The following is a 17,668-nucleotide window of genomic DNA, read 5'->3' as shown; positions in this document are numbered from 1 at the left end:
AAGGCCTTGGCAACGTGTCTGATTGGGACCAGGAACTCGACGTCGTCGTCCTCGGAACGGGCGGCGCGGGGCTGACCGCAGCGCTCGCCGCAGCGGTCGAGGGCGCATCCGTCGGGGTCTACGAGAAGGCCGCGACCGTGGGCGGCACCACGGCGGTGTCCGGCGGGATCGTGTGGATTCCGGCGCACCACCGCTCCCCCGACGGCGAACTGACCGTCGACGACGCCCTGCGCTACCTCGAGGCGCAGTCGCTCGGCGCCATGGACACCGAACTGGTCGAGACGTTCGTGCGCACCGGCCCCGAGATGCTCGACTTCGTCGAGAAGAACAGCGAACTGCAGTTCGAGGTCGCGGCGGGTTTCCCTGATTACAAACCGGAGTTGCCGGGGGGCAGGCCCACGGGTGGCCGCTCGCACAACGCGAAGCCGTTCGATCTCGCCAGGCTCGGCGAGTGGAGCGATCGCATCACGGCGTTCCCCGTGGACTTCAGCAATGTCGGCATCGATGCGGAGACCCGCGCCAGGATCCACGCGAACGTCGACGACTCGCTCGTCGAGCCCTGCGTCGCGGGCACCGCGCTGATCGCCGGGTTGCTCAAGGGCCTGCTCGACCGTGGCGTCGAACCCGTCACCGATGCCCGCGCGGTCGAGCTGATCGCATCGCAAGGTCGCATCGCCGGAGTTCGAATCAATCTCTCCGGCAGCGATATCCGGGTGCGGGCGCGGCGCGGTGTGATCCTGGGTACCGGCGGCTTCGAGTGGGATCCGAGGCTCGTCGAGGCGTATCTGCGCGGCCCGATGCACGGTCCCGTGTCACCGCCCGGCAACACCGGCGACGGCCTGCGCATGGCCATGGCGCACGGCGCGGACCTCGCGAACATGGGCGAGGCGTGGTGGGTGCCGGTCATTCAGATTCCGGGCGACACCATCGACGGTCACCAGCGCAGCCGCAGCGTGCGACTCGAGCGCACCCGCCCGCGCAGCATCATCGTCAACCGGGCGGGAAAGCGATTCCTCAACGAGGCCGGCGAATACAACTCGATGGCCGGCCCGTTCCACCACCTCGACCCGCGGCACGGTTACCTCAACGATCCGGCGTGGATCGTGTTCGACTCGCTGCACCTGAAGAAGTACGGCTTCCTCGCGGTGGAGCCCGACGGCGTCGTCCCCGACTGGTATCTGAAGTCGGCCGACCTCGCCGAGCTCGCGGAGAAGACCGGTATCGACGCCGCCGGGCTGACTCGAACCATCCAGGAGTGGAATCGCAACGTCGCCGACGAGGTCGACCCCGACTTCGACCGCGGTGCAAGCGCTTACGACGGTTACTGGGGCGACAACTCAGCCGCCACCCCGGCGCTGCAGACCCTCGGGCCCATCGACACCGCTCCCTATTACGCGGTGCCGGTGGCCGTCGGAGCCATGGGCACCAAGGGGGGCCCGCGCACCGACGGCGACGCGCGCGTGCTTCACGTCTCCGGAGATCCGATTCCGGGGCTCTATGCCGTGGGTAACGCGATGGCGGGCGTCACCGGCAAGGCGTACGGCGGTGCCGGCGGGACACTGGGCCCAGCAATGGTTTTCGGCTACCGCGCGGGCCTGGCGGTCAGCCGCGGCTAACATTCGTCGAGATTGAACTGACGAAGGGGACTACTCGCACTTTCTCTGCGTCACATCAATCTCGGTGACGAACGCCTACGGCTCGGTCTTGACGTGGTTCTGCACCGGCGGGGCCTCGCGCCAGTTCGGCAGGCCGTCGGTCTCGTTCGCCACGGGAAAACCACCCTCGTGCTTCCACGCCCAGTGGCTGTGGTTCAGCTGGTGCAACGTGAAGCAGGCGTTCAGCGAGTTGTAGAAGCCCTGGTTGTCCTGCGTCTGGTTGACGCCCTCCTTGATGAGCAGCGCGGCCATGGTCGGGACCTTGGCGATGCGCCGGGCGAACTCCAGCGTCTTGTCGGAGAGCTCGTCGGACGGGAACACCTTCGACACCATGCCCAGCGCGTACGCCTCGTCGACCGACATCGAATCGCCGGTGAGCATGAGCTCCTTGGTCTTTCGCGCGCCGAACTCCCACGGGTGGGCGAAGTACTCGACGCCGCACATGCCCAACCGGGTGCCGACGACGTCGGCGAAGCGGGTGTTCTCGGCGGCCACGATCAGGTCGCACGCCCACATGAGCATGAGTGCCGCGGCGTACACGTCACCGTGCACCTGCGCGACGGTGATCTTGCGCAGATTCCGCCAGCGCCTGGTGTTCTCGAAGAAGTAGTGCCACTCCTGCAGCAGCAGCTTCTCGGCGGCCTCGCGCGTCGCCCCGTTCTGGGTGAAGCTCGGGTGTTGATCCGGACCCGGCTGGTACTCGGACATCATGACCTTCGACCCGAGATCGTGGCCCGACGAGAACATCGGCCCGTTGCCGCCGAGGATGACGACGCGCACGTTGTCGTCGGCCTCCGCCTCGAGGAACGCCTCGTTGAGTTCGACGAGCAGCCCGCGCTGCTGTGCGTTGCGCGCGTCGGGCCGGTTCAGCATGATCCGGGCGATGGTGCCCTCGTCGAGGAGTTCGTAGGTCACATAGCGGTAGTCAGCCATGATTCGCACTCTATTCCTATGAGAACGGCGTTACCGCAGGGGGTCGTTACAGCGACAGAATGGTCGCCGACGCCGTGCCCGGTGCGCCGTAGACCTGCGCCAACCCGACGCGCGGACTGCCGGGAACCTGACGCTCGCCCGCCTCGCCGCGGAGCTGGCGAACCAGCTCGTGCATCTGCCGCAGCCCCGACGCGCCGATCGGTTCGCCGTTGGCGATCAGGCCGCCGTCGGTGTTGATCGGCAGCTCGCCGCCGATCTCCGTTGCGCCGTCGGCCACCAGCTTCTCCTGATCGCCGTCGGCGCACAGCCCGGTCTCCGCCATGTGGATGACCTCGGCTCCCGCGTCGGTGTCCTGCAGCTGCGCGATGTCGACGTCCTCGGGACCGATGCCCGCCGCCTCGTAGGCGGCCTTCGCGGCGTAGACCGTCGGCGAGACGTCCTCGTCCAGCGGCGCGGACGTCCCGTGCACCTCGTACGCACCGAAGCGACGGGTGCGAATCTCGCTGGCGCGCACGTAGACCGGCTTGTCGGTGTACTTGTGTGCGAGGTCCGCGCGGCACATGATGACCGCCGCGGCACCTTCGTCGGGCGCACAGAACATGTACTGCCGCAACGGGTAGTTCAACACCGGCGACGCCATGATGTCCTCCACCGAGATTTCCTTGCGCCGGAACGCATTCGGATTCTTGACACCGTTGCGGAAGTTCTTGTTGGCCACCCGCGCCAGCGTCTCCTCTGAGATGCCGTGGTCGTGGATGTAGCGATTGGCCTTGATACCGAAGAACTTGGTGGTGACGAACTGTCCGTTCTCGGCGTACCACTGCGGCAGCGCGAGTTTCGCGGGGTCGTCGGTGAAGGCGCCGCGCGGGTGCTTGTCCAAGCCGATCGCGATGCCGATGTCGTACTTTCCGAGGCGGATGGTGTCGGCGGTCTGCTGGATGGCACTCGCCGACGTCGCGCAGGCGTTGAACACGTTGGTGAACGTGATGCCGGTGAGCCCGACGAGTCGCGTGACGGAGTCCGGGTTGGACACCTCGTAACTACCGCCGAACCCGAATTGAATTTCCTCCCAACCCAATCCGGCATCGTCCAGCGCGAGATGGATCGCGTCGGCACCCATTTCGACGGCCGACTTCTCGAAGCGGCCGAACGGGTGCAGTCCGACACCGATGATCGCTACGTCATTGCTCATTGGTTAACTCCCTAGACCGTTTGCTCTTCGCGCGAGCGCTCATCGCCGACCGGCTGGAATGCGAAGGTGACGATCTCGTTGCCTTCGGCGTCGGTGGTGAACGGGATCATCGTCAGTTCGACGTCCATGCCGAACTTCAGCTTCGCCGGATCGTTCTCGGTGAGCCGGCCCTCGACGCGCACGACGTCACCGAGTTGCACCAGCCCGACTCCGAACGGGACGAAGTCCTTGCCCGTCGGACCGGCGTAGGGCGCTCCCGGCGGGAAACCCTGCGTGGTCCAGGCGATCACCGTGCCGCGGCGCGGCAACAGCACGTCGGCCATGTCGGGCTTGCTGCACTTGGGGCAGTGCGACTGACGCGGGAACACCGTCGCGCCGCAGGCCCCGCATCCGCTGCCGATCAGCTGCGGATTCTCCTCGGGCCACGTGGAGATGTCGGGGTCGATCGCCTTCTGCATGGCAGCTCCTAGCCGGTCGAGAAGAATGCGCTGAAGAATACGTTCACGGAATCGTACAACATCATTACTGCAAAGTGGAAAGCGGATTCTCATTCACGTTTGCGCTGGTGAACAGCGATGCCGCGGCCGTGTAGACGTCCACTTCGCCGTCGGCGACAGCGGTCGCCAGCGCGTCGAGGTCGGGTCGCGTGCGGACAGCGCTGAGGGCCAGCGACAGGATCTGGCTGCGAGCGCGGGCGGCCCGTCGCTCCGGGGTGTCGGCTCGGTGATGCGCGTCGATCGCGTCGACGAGTTCGACGATGCCCTCGCCGCGCGACGCGACGATCTTGAGGATCGGCGCATCGGTCTCGGCGTGCAGATCACGCACGGTCTGATCAGCGCCGTCGCGGTCGGCCTTGTTGATCGCGACGATGTCCGCGACTTCCAGGAGACCGGCCTTCGCCGCCTGGATCGCGTCACCGGCACCCGGATTGAGGACGACGACGGTGGGGTCGGCGACCGCGGCGATCTCGATCTCGGACTGCCCGACCCCCACCGTCTCGATGATGACGACGTCGTAGGACAGGGCGGCCAACACGTTGATCGCCGCGGGCACGGCCTCGGCCAGACCGCCCAGGTGACCGCGCGTCGCGACGGAGCGAATCAGCACGTCGGCGTCGTTGATGTGAGCGGCCATCCGGATCCGGTCGCCCAGCAGCGCACCCCCGCTGTACGGCGACGACGGGTCGACCGCCAGCACCGCAACGCGCAGCCCGCGTTCCCGATACGCGGCGACGAGCACCGCGATGGTGGTCGACTTCCCGGCTCCCGGCGGCCCGGTGATGCCGATGACGCGGGCGACGTGCCGGCCCAGCGCTGTCAACACCTCGGTACGGCGCGGACTTTCGACCAGGCTGAGCAGTCGGCCTGCCGCCCTGGTCGACCCGTTGCGCGCTGCGGCGATGAGCTCTTCGATGGTCATCAGGTGCGGCTGAGCTTACGCGGGGACCTCGATGACGGTTGCCGATCCCATTCCGCCACCCGCGCACATCGCGGCCACCCCGATACCGCCTCCGCGGCGGCGCAGTTCGTGCACCAGCGTGACGAGCATCCGGGCTCCAGTGGCGGCGACGGGGTGACCCAGCGAGCAGCCACTGCCGCTGACGTTCACCGTCTCCGGGTCGAGTTCGAGCAGCTTGATGGTCGCCACGCACATCGACGCGAACGCCTCGTTGATCTCGAAGAGGTCGACATCGGCCACCGAGAGCCCGGCTCGCTGGAGCGCCTTGGGAATCGCGTCAACGGGCGCCAAGCCGGTGAACTTGGGGTCGACGCCGACCGATGCCCACGACCGCACGGTTCCGAGCGCGGGAAGCCCGAGTCCGTCGCTTGCGATGGCGAGCGCGGCGGCACCGTCGTTGGCACCGCAGGCGTTACCCGCGGTGATGGAGAAGCCCTCGATCTCGGGATGCAGCACCTTCAGCGAGGCCAGCTTCTCCAGCGACGTCTCCCGACGCGGGTGCTCGTCGGTGTGGAACAGACCGTGCGGCGTCTCGATCGGGACGATCTCGTCGGCGAACCTGCCCTCGTCGATCGCGGCGATGGCCTTGCGATGCGAGTGGTAGGCCCACTCGTCCATCTCCTCGCGGGTGACGCCGGCCTTCACCGCGGCGTTCCACCCCACCGTGATCGACATGTCCATGTTCGGGGCGTCGGGGCGGTCGGGATGTGTCGGTGGGAACCACGGCTGCTGCTCGCCGCCGACCGCGCGGGTGAAGCGCGGCGACGTCGACGCGGAGTTGACACCACCGGCGATGATCAGCTGGTCCATCCCCGCCCGGATGCTCGACGCCGCGATCTGGACGGCGGATTGTCCTGCGGCACAGTGCCGGTTGACGGCCAGCCCCGGTACGCCCTGCAGCCCGGCGGTGATCGCGGCGTGGCGGGCGACGACGCCGCCGCCGTAGAGGCCTTCGCCGAGCACCACGTCGTCGATGCGGTCGCGGTCGAGGTCCGCGGCGGCCGCGCCGACGACGTGGTCGGCCAGTGTGTAGGCGTCGGTATCGCGCAGTGTTCCCTTCATCGCGGTACCGATGGGCGTGCGCAGGGCGGAGACGATGACGGCTTCAGGCATGGACGAACCCCGATTCAGACAGGTGTGAGAATGTTATTCTCTCAGCTAGAGAGCGTCAGTTGCAAGAAGGGGAACAGCATGCAAATCGCGGGTAGCTCGGCGATCGTCGTCGGTGGTGCGGGTGGTCTGGGTGAAGCGACGGTCCGCCGCCTGCACGCCGCGGGCGCGAAGGTCGTCGTCGCCGACCTGGCCGACGAGAAGGGGAAGGCACTCGAGAGCGAGCTCGGCGTGCGCTACGTCCCGACCGATGCCACGTCGGAGGAGTCGGTCAACGCCGCCATCGCCGCGGCGGTCGAACTGGCGCCGCTGCGGATCTCGGTCGACACCCACGGCGGTCCCGCCAGCGGCGGTCGCCTGATCGGCAAGGACGGCTCGCCGCTGGACCTCGACGGCTTCAAGAAGACGATCGAGTTCTACCTGACGGCGGTGTTCAACGTGCTGCGGCTCGCGGCGGCCGCGATCGCGAAATCCGATCCGCTCGACGAGGGCGCACGGGGCGTCATCGTCAACACCGCGTCGATCGCGGGCTACGAGGGCCAGATCGGCCAGCTGCCCTACGCGGCGGCCAAGGGCGGCGTTCTCGGCATGACACTCGTTGCCGCGCGCGACCTTTCGCCGCTGGGTATCCGCGTCGTCACCATCGCGCCGGGCACCATCAACACGCCCGCCTACGGCAAGGCCGCCGATCAACTCGAGCAGTACTGGTCGCCCCAGGTGCCGTTCCCCAAGCGGATGGGCCGCTCGACGGAGTACGCGCAGCTGGCACAGAGCATCATCGAGAACGACTACCTCAACGGCGAGATCATCCGCCTGGACGGTGCGCTGCGGTTCCCGCCCAAATGAGCCTGTCCGGCAAGGTGGCGTTCGTCGCGGGCGCCAGCCGGGGAATCGGCGCCACGATCGCCAAAGCGCTTGCCGCGCAGGGGGCTAGCGTGGCAGTGGCGGCACGCTCCGAGGAGCGGGGCAAGCTGCCCGGCACCATCGGATCGGTCGCCGACGCCATCGTGTCGGCGGGCGGTCGCGCGCTACCCGTGTCCTGCGACGTCACCAGCGAGGAGTCGGTCACCGCCGCCGTCGACGCCACCGTGGCCGAATTCGGCGGCATCGACGTCCTCGTCGCCAATGCGGGCGTGCTGTGGCTCGGCCCCATCGAATCCACGCCGCTGAAGCGCTGGCAGCTGTGCCTCGACGTCAACCTCACCGGGGTCTTCCTCGTCACCAAGGCCGTCATCCCCCACGTGCGGGCCCGCGGCGGCGGGTCCATGCTCGCGATCACCACCACCGGTGTGGGCATGGTCGATTCGGGCGCGAACGCCTACTGGGTCTCGAAGGCCGCCGCCGAGCGGTTGTACCTCGGCCTCGCGGCGGATCTCAAGGTCGACAACATCGCGGTGAACTGCCTGAGCCCGTCGCGCGTCGTGCTCACCGAGGGGTGGCAGGCCGGCGGCGGGGGCGTCGAGATCCCGCCCGAGATGGTCGAGCCGCCCGAGGCGATGGCCAACGCTGCGGTGCTGCTCGCGCAGCAGGACGCCGGCGGCACTACCGGCACGATCCAGCGCTCCGAGGAACTCACCCTCTGACTCCGCCGGAATAGTATTCCTGGCTGCCAAGCTCGCGTCTGGACAGCCAGGAATACTATTCCGGCGGAGGGGGTTACGTGCTCTTGGCGATCAGGCCGTCGACGATCTTGTTGAACTCCGGGGTGCCGAACGACACGTACTCGGCGAGGTTGGCGTAGTCCAGCGACGCCATCACCGACTTCTCGAGCTGGATGTTCATCAGCCGCTTGGTGGCCTCGACGGCCTGCTGCGGCAACTCGAGCAGCTTCTTCGCGCAGGCGATCGCCTCGGCGACCGGGTCCTCGACGACGTGGTTGGCGAGCCCGAGTTCGACGGCCCGCTGCGCCTTGATCCGCACACCGGTGAGCGCGAACTCCTTGGCCTGCAACAAGCTGATCTGCGAACCCCACACCAGCGGCCCGCCGTCGGCGGCGACGAGCCCGATCGACACGTGCGGATCGGCGAAGAACGCGGTCTCGGCGATGTAGACGACGTCGGACAGCGCCGCCAGGCTGCAGCCCAGCCCGACCGCCGGGCCGTTCACCGCGGCGACCACCGGAATCCGGCAGCGCACCATGCCGATCACCAGGTCGCGGCCGTGCTTGATCGTCTTCTGCCGCAGCGCTTCGTCGTTGCGCAGCTCGTCGAGGTAGTAGAAGTCGCCACCCGCCGAGAACGCCCGGCCCGCGCCGGTGATGACGGCAGCGCGCGCACCGACGTCCTCGTTGAGCGCCTCCCAGATCTTGGCGAGCCCGACGTGCAGGTTGTCGTTCACCGCGTTCAGGTCGTCGGGGCGGTTGAGGGTGATGATGCGCAGCGCGCCGTCGGCCTCGACCTTGATTTCGTCTGGCATTCCGTACATTTCAGCTCCTACCGTGTCCGATGGCTCTTCGCGCCAGCACTCATCGCAAACCGAGGATTCGCTGCGCGATGATGTTCTTCTGAATCTGACTCGTACCGCCCATGACGCTCTGCGCCCGGCTGTACATGTAGGCACCGAACTGCTCGGCGTCGCCGGTTCCGACGGTCGCCAGCGCGGCGTGGCCCACCGACTGCTCAACCCACGTCATCAGGAGCTTGTCCAGCGACCCCTGCGGACCGTGCGTCATCCCGTCGAGCTGCTCGGAGAGCCGGCGTCGGACGTGCAGTCGCAGCATCTCGGTCTGCACCCAGGCCCACGACAACTCCTCGGGCGGGGTGCCGTCGACGCCCTTGGCCAACTGGCGCACGGTCTTTCCGTATCTCGCCGAGAAGCCCAACGTGGACGGCTCGCGCTCGTGGCTCACCACCGTCATCGCCAGCTTCCAGCCGTCGCCGAGTTCGCCGATCAGGTTGTCGGCGGACACGCGGGCGCCGTCGAACTCGACCTGGCCGAATTCCTTGGTCACGCCGCTGATCATCTTCAGCGGACGCTGGACGATCCCCGGCTGATGCATCGGCACGATGAACGCCGAGATGCCCTTGTGCTTGGGCACCTCCTTGTCGGTGCGCGCGAGCACCAGACACCAGTCGGCGACGTCCGAGTAGCTCGTCCAGATCTTGTGGCCGTGGATGACGTACTCGTCGCCGTCCCGAGTCGCGGTCGTCGTCAGCGACGCGAGGTCCGACCCCGCGCCGGGCTCGCTGAATCCCTGGCACCAGCGTTCGGTGCCGTTGATCATGCCGGGCAGAAAGCGTTGCCGCAGTTCCTCGTTGCCGTGGTGGCTCAGTCCGACGACCAGATAACCCAGGCTCGGCCGCGCGGGCGCACCGACCTTCGCGATCTCCTCGTCCACGATGACGTCGTACACCGGCGGCAGTTCCTGGCCGCCGTACGCCTTGGGCCACGACGTCCCGAAGAAGCCCGCCGCGTAGAGCGCCTGATGCCACTCCCCCGCCTTGGCCCAGTACTCGTCACCGGACGTCGGGAACCTGCCCTTCTGCTCGAGCAGCCAGCCGTGCAGCCTCTCGCGGAAAGCGGCCTCGTCGGGCGAATCACGAAAGTCCAATGGTCAACTCCTCCAACTTCACCGGCCACGCCTCAGTCGCGGCCAGCGCCCTGCGCAGGTACACGTGAGCCAGGCACTCCCAGGTGTTGCCGATCCCGCCGTGCACCTGAATCGACGTCTCACACACCGTGAGCGCCGAACGCGCACAGTAGATCTTGGCGACGCGGGCGGCTTCGACCGCCTCGTCGACGGGTAGCTCGTCGACGGCCCAGGCCGCATGGCGCAGCACGCTGACGCAGCCCTCGATCAACGCCAGGCTCTCGGCCAACAGATGGCCGACGGCCTGATACGAGCCGATGGTCGCTCCGTACTGCTCACGCACCTTGGCGTAGTCGGTGGCCAGGGCCAGCGTGCCGCGCGCTGACCCCACGATGTCGGCCGTCGTCGCGGTGAGCGCGAGTGCGTACCAGCGTCGGGCGTCGTCGTCCGGAAGATCGGCGAGCTCAGCGGGCGATTCCACCACGCCGGCGAGGCTCCGCGTGAGATCGACCGATTCGGGCTGCGCCTCGGGCACCGCCACTGCACGGCCGAGCCGCCGCGAGAGGTCGTCGGCGAGCAGCGGACCAAGGAACGGGACGTCGACCAGTCCCCTGCCGAACTCCTCGGCGACGATGGCCACCTCGACCCCCGAGGCCTCATCGGACCGCAGCGAGCGGAATCCGGTTCCCTCGACGGCGTTCTCGAGGCGCGTGCGCCGTGCCCCGTCGTCGAGGTCGGCGACCGATCCGGGGCCCAGGTCGTCGGCCAGCTTCGCGGCGGCCTCCCGCAGTTCCCGCTGTTCCGCGGTCAGTCTGACGTCCATCAGAGCTCTCTGTCCTTCGCGCAAGCGCTCATCAGAGTTCTCTGTTCTTCGCGCAAGCGCTCATCACTCGCTCCTTCAACACTCTCCGCAACACCTTTCCGGAGGGAAGTCGAGGAATCTCCTCGACGAACACGACCCGTCGGGGCCGCTTGTACGACGCCAACCTGTCGCCGATCAGCGTGATCAGTTCCGACTCCTCGACCGCACCGGTCCGCGCCACCGCGGCGACGATGGCCTCGCCGTCAGCCGGATCGGGCACGCCGAACACCGCGCAGTCCCCGACGGCGGAGTGTCCGTGCAGCACGGACTCGACTTCGGCTGGCGCCACCTGGAAGCCGCGAACCTTGATCATCTCCTTGGCGCGATCGGTGATGCGCAGATAGCCGTCGGCATCGAGATTCCCGATGTCACCCGTGCGATACCACCCGTCGGCGAACGCCGACGCGGTCGCGTCCTCCGGTAGGTAACCCGCCATGACCGACGCCGACCGCACCTGGATCTCACCGTCCTGCCCGGTCCCCAGCACCGCACCGTCGTCGACCGACACGATCCGCATCTCGACCCCCGGCACGGGCCTGCCCACGGTGTCGAGCCGCGCGTCGTCCAGCGGGTTAGACGAGATGACGGGGAATTCGGTTGCGCCGTAAGCGGTGATCCAGCGGATACCCACGCGCGCCGTCACCTCGTCGGCCACGCTCTTCGTCACCGGCGTGGCACACCACATGACGTAACGCAGCGAGGACAGGTCGTAGGACTCGATCCGCGGGTGCGCCGCGAACGCCAGAGCGATGGGGGCGACGGCCATCTCGACGGTGATGCGATCGGACTGGATGTGCGCCAGCATCGTGTCGACGTCGAAGCGGGGGTGCAGCCGGATCCAGGCGCCTGCATCCAGTGCCGTGGCGATGTTGAGCAGACCGAGGATGTGCGACGGCGGCGTCATGATCTGCATCCGGTCGTCGGGCCCGAGTCCGAGCGCCGCCCGCCAGTGGGTGATCGCGACGGCGAACGCCCGGTGGGTGTGCCGCGCGGCCTTCGGCAATCCCGTGGTGCCGGAGCTGAACACGAACAGCGCGTCCGTGTCCGGATCGAGCGCCGGGAAGGTGCGGTCGCTCGGCGCGACGGCCTCGTCGAGGTGCAGCATCGGCAGCGCTTCGGCGAGCACGGGATGGTCGCCGACCGCGTGCTTCGCCCCGGTGACCGCGAGGGCGTGGTCCACTTCGGCGCGCTTCCACGCCGGGCTGAGCAGTACGACGGACGCTCCGAGGGCCCATGCGCCGCGAAGGGCGAAGACGAACTCGGGTCGATTGGACGACATCAGCGCGACGCGGTCACCGGCCCGCACGCCACGGCTCTCGAGGACCTCGGCCGTGCCGTTGGTGAGACACTCCAGGTCGGTCGTCGTGAACTCGCGATCGGCGTAGGCGAGGCAGACGCGATCAGTCACGTGTCGACCCCTCCTGGCTGGTCATACGATCGTCTCGATGCCGAAGAACAGAGTTGAGAATAGCCTATCATTTATGGAGAATAGTATTCTCATGTGGACAGAACGTTCATATCCGAGCGCGAGCCCAGGAGTAGCCCGATGACCGCAGACCCCGTACCGTCCGGCGACGCCGCGGGCGAGGTGAAGATCATCCTCGACCGCAAGACCGCGACGGTCTCGATGAAGGCCGGCGAGACACTGCTCGAGTCCGCCCGGCGGGCCGGCATGGGCCCGCCGTTCTCCTGCGAGGCGGGCAACTGCGGCACCTGCATGGCCAAGATCATCGACGGGCACGCCACCATGCGGGTCAACGACGCCCTCGACGAGGACGAGGTCGAGGAGGGGTACGTGCTGACCTGCCAGGCGATCCCCGACACCACCGACATCGAGGTCAGCTACGACGAGTGAGCCCGGCCGAGTACTCGTCGAGCACCGGCGCGGGCCGGTACTCCGGCACGTAACCCGCGACCTTGATCGGGCTGCCGATGAGCTTCTGATCGCCCGCCGTGACGACGACCTCCGGGGTCTCCTCCAGCGCCTCGGGTAGCGAGCGCACCGCTGCCGCCGGGATACCGAGCGGACGCAGCCGGGCCTCCCAGTTCTTGGCGGTGTCGGTGGCGAGCACGGCGGTCACCAGGTTCAGCACCTCATCGCGTCGCTCCGCGCGCTCGGCCATCTTCTCGAACCCGCCGATACCCGCCTCGCCGGAGAACGACTTCCAGAAGCCGTCGTGCGTGATGAACAGCGCGAGGTAGCCGTCGGCAGTCGGAAACAGCTGCGCCGGAACGTAGTACGAATGCGCGCCGAACGGGTAGCGCTGCGGTGCGGCGCCGTCGTTGAGATAGGCCGACGCCCGGTAGTTGAGCTGAGACAACATCACGTCCCGCAGCGATACGTCGACCTGGCCGCCACGGCCCGACACGATCTGGGCCAGCAGCCCGAGAGCCGCCGTGAGCCCGGTCGAGTTGTCCGCGGAGCTGTAACCCGGCAGCGTCGGTGGGCCGGCGGGGTCACCGGTCATGGCGGCGACCCCCGTCGCGGCCTGCACGACGTAGTCGAACGCCGGGTCGTCGCCGCCGTCGAGGCCGTAGCCGGTCAACGCGACGCACACGATCTTCTCGTTGAAGCGCCGCAGATTCTCGTAGGTCAGGCCCAGCTTGCGGATCACCGACGGCTTCATGTTGACGAGCAGCGCATGGGAATCCGCGGCGAGCTCACCGAGACGGCGGCTCCCCTCGTCGGAGCTCAGGTCCAGCCGAACGCTGCGCTTGTTGCGGTTCAGGCTCGCGAAGTAACTGTCGCTGACCTGGCGGGAGATCTCCCCAGCCGGCGGTTCGATCTTGATGACCTCGGCGCCGAGGTCCGCGAGCAGCATGGTCGCGTAGGGCCCGGCGAGCATGACGCCGACCTCGAGAATGCGGATCCCCGCCAGGGGGCCCTCGGTCACTGCACCTGCTTGGCGAGTTCGGCGATCACCTCACGCGTCCGGTACTTCGACGCGATCAACTCGTCACGGGTGTCGCCGATCGGCAGCAGTCGGACCGACAGGTCGGTGACGCCCGCGTCGGCGAACTGCTTGAAGCGCTTGAGAATCGACTCCTCGTCGCCGGCTGCACACAGGTCACCCACGCTGCGCGCGTCGCCGCGATCGAGCAGCTTCTGGTAGTTGGGCGACGTCTCGGCCTCGGCGAGAATGCGATTCGCCCGGTCCTTCGCCGCGTCGATCTCCGAATTGGCGCACAGGCACACCGGGATTCCCGCGACGATCCGCGGTGCCGCCCGGCCCGCCTCGGCGGCGGCCCTGTTGATCTTCGGCGCGATGTGGTCGCCGATCGCCTTCTCATCGGCCATCCACAGCACGGTGCCGTCCGCGTGGGCACCGGCGATCTGCAGCATCACCGGACCGAGCGCCGCCACCAGCACCGGCATCGGCGTCTGCGCCGCGAGCGCGGTCGGGTTGTGGACGGTGAACGAGTCGTTGACCACGTCCACCGGACCCGGTCCCGCGATCGCCGCGTTCAGCACCTCGAGGTAGTCGCGGGTGTACGCGGCCGGTTTGTCGTACGGCAGGCCGAGCATGTCCCGCACGATCCAGTGGTGCGACGGACCGACACCGAGCGCGAGCCGCCCCTCGGCCATCGCGTGCACCGACAGTGCCTGTCGCGCAAGGGCGATCGGATGTTGGGCCTGAAGGGGGACGACGGCGGTGCCCAACTCGATGCGCGAGGTGCGGGCGGCCATCAGCGCCACCATGGTCAGGCAGTCGAAGTCGTCTGGTACCTGAGGCATCCACGCGGTGTCGAGCCCCGCGCCCTCGGCCCATTCGATGTCGGACACCAGCTTGGCGACCTTGCGCGTCATGTCACCGCGTTCGGCCCCGATCATCACGCCAAGTCTCACGAGGCGGACTCCTCTGCGTTCTCGGTCAAGGCCCGGACGTCCTTCACCAGCGTGTCCAGCGAGGTGCCCGTCGGGAACACCGCGGCCGCACCGGCGTCGAGCAGCTTCTGCACGTCGGATTCCGGAATGGTGCCGCCCACGACCACCGCGATGTCGCCGGCGTCGGCGGCGCGCAACGCGTCCACCGTGCGGGTGGTCAGCGCGACGTGCGCACCGGACAGGATCGAAAGGCCCACCAGGGCAACGTCTTCCTGCAGGGCGATGGACACGATGTCCTCGATCCGCTGCCGGATTCCGGTGTAGATGACCTCGAAGCCGGCGTCCCGCAGGGTGCGCGCGACGATCTTCGCGCCGCGGTCGTGGCCGTCGAGACCGGGCTTGGCGACGAGTACCCGGGTGGCCATCAGCAGTGCCCTCTCTTCTTCGCGCAAGCGCTCATCAGAAGACCACCGGTTGCTGGAACTCGCCCCAGACCGCCTTCAACGTGGAGACCATCTCCCCCACAGTGCAATACGCGTTCGCGCAGTCGATGAGCCGGTGCATCAGGTTGTCGTCCCCTTCCGCCGCTTTCGACAGCGCTCCCAGTGCTTCCGCGACGGCGGTGCCACTGCGCTCGGCCTTCACCTTCGCCAGTCGCTTGAGCTGCAGATCGCGGCCCTCGGCGTCGAGCTCGTAGGTCGCGAGGTCGGGTGGCGGCTCGTCGACGACGAACTTGTTGACGCCCACGACGGGCCGCTCGCCCGACTCGACCTCGTAGTGGATCTTGAACGCCTCGTCGGCGATCAGCCCCTGCAGGTAGCCGTCCTCGATGCAGCGCACCATGCCGCCGTGCTCTTCGAGATCGCGCATGATCTCGATGATCTTCTCCTCGGTGGCATCCGTGAGCGCCTCGACGAAGTACGAACCACCAAGCGGGTCGGCCACTTTGGTGACACCGGTCTCGTAGGCCAGGATCTGCTGGGTTCGCAGCGCGAGCGTCGCGGACTCCTCACTGGGCAGGGCGAACGGCTCGTCCCATGCCGCGGTGAACATCGACTGCACGCCACCGAGTACCGAGGCGAGCGACTCGTAGGCGACGCGCACCAGGTTGTTCTGTGCCTGCGGGGCGTACAGGGACGCGCCGCCGGACACGCAGCCGAAGCGGAACATCGACGCCTTGTCGCTGGTGGCGCCGTACCGCTCGCGCACGATGGTGGCCCACCGACGCCGTCCCGCGCGGTACTTCGCGATCTCCTCGAAGAAGTCGCCGTGCGTGTAGAAGAAGAAGGAGATCTGCGGGGCGAACTTGTCGATCGTCATGCGGCCGCGCTCGATGACCGTGTCGCAGTAGGTCACTCCGTCGGCCAGCGTGAACGCCATCTCCTGCACCGCGTTGGCACCCGCGTCGCGGAAGTGCGCGCCCGCCACCGAGATCGCATTGAACCTCGGCACCTCCGCAGCGCAGAACTCGATGGTGTCGGCGATCAGGCGCAGCGACGGCTCGGGCGGCCAGATCCACGTCCCGCGCGACGCGTACTCCTTGAGGATGTCGTTCTGAATGGTGCCGGTGAGCTTCTCCCGCGGCACGCCCTTCTTCTCCGCCGCGGCGACGTAGAACGCCAGCAGGATCGCGGCCGTGCCGTTGATGGTGAAGCTGGTGCTGATCTTGTCCAGCGGGATGCCGTCGAACAGCACCTCCGCGTCGGCCAGCGTGTCGACGGCGACCCCGACCCTGCCGACCTCCTCGCCGTACTCGGCGTCGTCGGAGTCGTAGCCGCACTGCGTTGGCAGATCGAGCGCGACGGAGAGTCCGGTGCCGCCCTGGTCGAGCAGATACCGGTAGCGGCGATTGCTCTCCTCGGCCGTGCCGAACCCCGAATACTGACGGAACGTCCACGTCTTGCCGCGATAGCCCGATGCGAAGTTTCCGCGGGTGAAGGGGTACTCGCCGGGCGGCGGCGGGTCGCCGGACCGGTCGTCGGGGCCGTACACCGGCTCCAGCGGGATGCCGGACGGCGTCTCAAACCGGGGTAGGACGTTCTCACTCATCAGGGGATAACCTACTTGCAGAAAAAGAGAATGCCAATACCGCGTGGCGGAAATGTGTCGCGAGTAAGCCATCGATCGGCACGTCAGCGGCAAGACCGGCGTACTCGCCATTCCCCCACTCCAGGACCGTGGCGCACCGTGGGAGCATGACACTTGCGAAAAATGAGAACGTCACTACCGTTCGGCTACCATCAGTAGCCACCGACCGAGGAGCCGTATGACCAACCCGCAGCAATCACTGGCCGACCGCACCGTGGTCGTGTCCGGTGGCAGTCGAGGCATCGGCCTCGCCATCGGCCTGGGGGCGGCCAAGCTCGGCGCCAACGTGGTGTTGCTGGCGAAGACCAGCGAGCCGCACCCGAAGCTGCCGGGCACCGTGCACACCGCCGTCGCCGACGTGGAGGCCGCGGGCGGGAAGGGCCTCGCCGTGGTGGGCGATGTCCGCAACGAGGAGGACGTCCAGCGCGCCGTCGACGCCGCGGTCGAGCGCTTCGGCGGCATCGACATCGTCATCAACAACGCGAGCGCCATCGCCACCGACCCGACCGAGAAGCTGTCGGCGAAGAAGTACGACCTGATGATGGACATCAACGTGCGCGGCACGTTTCTGCTGACGAAGGCCAGCCTGCCGCATCTTCGAAAGTCGGCCCACGCGCACGTCGTCACGCTGGCGCCGCCGCTGAACATGAACCCCCACTGGCTGGGCGCGCACCCGGCGTACACGGTGTCGAAGTACGGCATGACTCTGCTGTCGCTGGGTTGGGCCGCCGAATACGCCGACGCGGGAATCGGGTTCAGCTGCCTGTGGCCGGAGACGTACATCGCGACGTCCGCGGTGACCAATCTGGCCTCCGGCGATGAACTCGTCGCGCGCTCCCGAAGCACCGACATCATGGCCGACGCCGCGGCGGCGATCCTGACCAGGCCGGCGGCCGAGGCCAACGGCAAGTGCTACATCGACTCCGACGTCCTCGCCGACATCGGTGTCACCGATCTGTCCCGCTACGGCGGCGGCGACAATCCGATGTGGGATATCTTCGTCGACAAGGTATGA

Annotated in this window: 18 protein-coding genes; 5 read left to right on the top strand and 13 right to left on the bottom strand. The window is 67.8% G+C overall.

The genetic code is table 11. The features are described from left to right. Positions 1–14: 14 nt before the first annotated feature. Complete coding sequence (locus NM203_RS13595; protein ID WP_255060508.1) at positions 15–1,616, top strand: FAD-dependent oxidoreductase; 1,602 nt, start codon at positions 15–17, stop codon at positions 1,614–1,616. Positions 1,617–1,691: 75 nt separating this feature from the next. On the opposite strand, the gene NM203_RS13590 is transcribed toward NM203_RS13595, so the two are convergent. The 5 genes from NM203_RS13590 to NM203_RS13570 all read right to left on the bottom strand — a co-directional run bounded on the left by NM203_RS13590 (position 1,692) and on the right by NM203_RS13570 (position 6,351). Beyond that, positions 1,692–2,588 carry an enoyl-CoA hydratase gene (locus NM203_RS13590; RefSeq protein ID WP_255060507.1) on the bottom strand — a complete coding sequence of 299 codons (897 nt, stop codon included), beginning with the start codon at positions 2,586–2,588 and terminating at the stop codon, positions 1,692–1,694. A gap of 46 nt (positions 2,589–2,634) precedes the next feature. Beyond that, entirely contained in the window at positions 2,635–3,780 is a 1,146-nt protein-coding gene (locus NM203_RS13585) for a thiolase family protein (protein WP_255060506.1), read from the bottom strand. An 11-nt stretch (positions 3,781–3,791) separates the two neighbouring features. Continuing rightward, positions 3,792–4,238, bottom strand: a complete 447-nt coding sequence (locus NM203_RS13580) for a Zn-ribbon domain-containing OB-fold protein (protein ID WP_255060505.1) — start codon at positions 4,236–4,238, stop codon at positions 3,792–3,794. A 64-nt stretch (positions 4,239–4,302) separates the two neighbouring features. After that, positions 4,303–5,199, bottom strand: a complete 897-nt coding sequence (gene meaB, locus NM203_RS13575; protein ID WP_255060504.1) for a methylmalonyl Co-A mutase-associated GTPase MeaB — start codon at positions 5,197–5,199, stop codon at positions 4,303–4,305. A 15-nt stretch (positions 5,200–5,214) separates the two neighbouring features. Beyond that, on the bottom strand, positions 5,215–6,351 hold the full coding sequence (locus NM203_RS13570; RefSeq protein ID WP_255060503.1) for a thiolase family protein: 1,137 nt from the start codon (positions 6,349–6,351) through the stop codon (positions 5,215–5,217). A 78-nt stretch (positions 6,352–6,429) separates the two neighbouring features. Here NM203_RS13570 and NM203_RS13565 point away from each other — a divergent pair, with 78 nt between their 5' ends. Together NM203_RS13565 and NM203_RS13560 are read left to right on the top strand one after the other, a co-directional pair. After that, positions 6,430–7,194 carry an SDR family NAD(P)-dependent oxidoreductase gene (locus NM203_RS13565; RefSeq protein WP_255060502.1) on the top strand — a complete coding sequence of 255 codons (765 nt, stop codon included), beginning with the start codon at positions 6,430–6,432 and terminating at the stop codon, positions 7,192–7,194. Then, positions 7,191–7,931, top strand: coding sequence for an SDR family NAD(P)-dependent oxidoreductase (locus NM203_RS13560; RefSeq protein WP_255060501.1), 741 nt, complete (start codon positions 7,191–7,193; stop codon positions 7,929–7,931). The genes NM203_RS13565 and NM203_RS13560 overlap by 4 nt, the downstream gene beginning before the upstream one ends. A 73-nt stretch (positions 7,932–8,004) precedes the next feature. Here NM203_RS13560 and NM203_RS13555 read toward each other — a convergent pair whose 3' ends face one another. From NM203_RS13555 to NM203_RS13540, 4 genes are read right to left on the bottom strand one after another with little or no spacing between them, the layout of a single operon-like run. Next, positions 8,005–8,772, bottom strand: coding sequence for an enoyl-CoA hydratase/isomerase family protein (locus NM203_RS13555; protein WP_255060500.1), 768 nt, complete (start codon positions 8,770–8,772; stop codon positions 8,005–8,007). A 40-nt stretch (positions 8,773–8,812) separates the two neighbouring features. After that, positions 8,813–9,898 (bottom strand): acyl-CoA dehydrogenase family protein, encoded by a 1,086-nt coding sequence (locus NM203_RS13550; protein ID WP_255060499.1) that lies wholly within the window; start codon positions 9,896–9,898, stop codon positions 8,813–8,815. Then, the gene (locus NM203_RS13545) at positions 9,885–10,700 is read right to left on the bottom strand and encodes an acyl-CoA dehydrogenase family protein (RefSeq protein WP_255060497.1); all 816 of its coding nucleotides are present in this window, start codon (positions 10,698–10,700) and stop codon (positions 9,885–9,887) included. Before NM203_RS13545 ends, NM203_RS13550 begins: the two co-directional genes overlap by 14 nt. Before the next feature lie 31 nt (positions 10,701–10,731). After that, positions 10,732–12,147, bottom strand: coding sequence for a class I adenylate-forming enzyme family protein (locus NM203_RS13540; RefSeq protein ID WP_255060496.1), 1,416 nt, complete (start codon positions 12,145–12,147; stop codon positions 10,732–10,734). Positions 12,148–12,285: 138 nt separating this feature from the next. On the opposite strand from NM203_RS13540, the gene NM203_RS13535 reads away from it, so the two are divergent. After that, a complete protein-coding gene (locus NM203_RS13535; RefSeq protein WP_255060495.1) occupies positions 12,286–12,594 on the top strand; it encodes a 2Fe-2S iron-sulfur cluster-binding protein in 309 nt (102 codons plus the stop codon). On the opposite strand, the gene NM203_RS13530 is transcribed toward NM203_RS13535, so the two are convergent. From NM203_RS13530 to NM203_RS13515, 4 genes are read right to left on the bottom strand one after another with little or no spacing between them, the layout of a single operon-like run. Beyond that, positions 12,578–13,633, bottom strand: a complete 1,056-nt coding sequence (locus tag NM203_RS13530; RefSeq protein WP_255060494.1) for a CaiB/BaiF CoA transferase family protein — start codon at positions 13,631–13,633, stop codon at positions 12,578–12,580. The two genes, NM203_RS13535 and NM203_RS13530, sit on opposite strands and share 17 nt — an antisense overlap. After that, positions 13,630–14,586 (bottom strand): LLM class F420-dependent oxidoreductase, encoded by a 957-nt coding sequence (locus NM203_RS13525; RefSeq protein WP_255060493.1) that lies wholly within the window; start codon positions 14,584–14,586, stop codon positions 13,630–13,632. The genes NM203_RS13530 and NM203_RS13525 overlap by 4 nt, the downstream gene beginning before the upstream one ends. Next, on the bottom strand, positions 14,583–14,990 hold the full coding sequence (locus NM203_RS13520; RefSeq protein ID WP_255060841.1) for a cobalamin B12-binding domain-containing protein: 408 nt from the start codon (positions 14,988–14,990) through the stop codon (positions 14,583–14,585). The genes NM203_RS13525 and NM203_RS13520 overlap by 4 nt, the downstream gene beginning before the upstream one ends. A gap of 34 nt (positions 14,991–15,024) precedes the next feature. Next, complete coding sequence (locus tag NM203_RS13515; protein WP_255060491.1) at positions 15,025–16,614, bottom strand: methylmalonyl-CoA mutase family protein; 1,590 nt, start codon at positions 16,612–16,614, stop codon at positions 15,025–15,027. Positions 16,615–16,831: 217 nt separating this feature from the next. On the opposite strand from NM203_RS13515, the gene NM203_RS13510 reads away from it, so the two are divergent. Further along, positions 16,832–17,668: an SDR family oxidoreductase gene (locus tag NM203_RS13510; RefSeq protein ID WP_255060490.1), complete on the top strand. Its 837-nt coding sequence runs from the start codon at positions 16,832–16,834 to the stop codon at positions 17,666–17,668.

Origin of the sequence: Mycolicibacterium arenosum, assembly GCF_024320865.1 — a bacterium.
Taxonomy (GTDB): Bacteria; Actinomycetota; Actinomycetes; order Mycobacteriales; family Mycobacteriaceae; genus Mycobacterium; species Mycobacterium arenosum.
The sequence above is the reverse complement of the archived record's forward strand: the minus strand, read 5'-3'. Positions and strand labels throughout refer to the sequence as shown.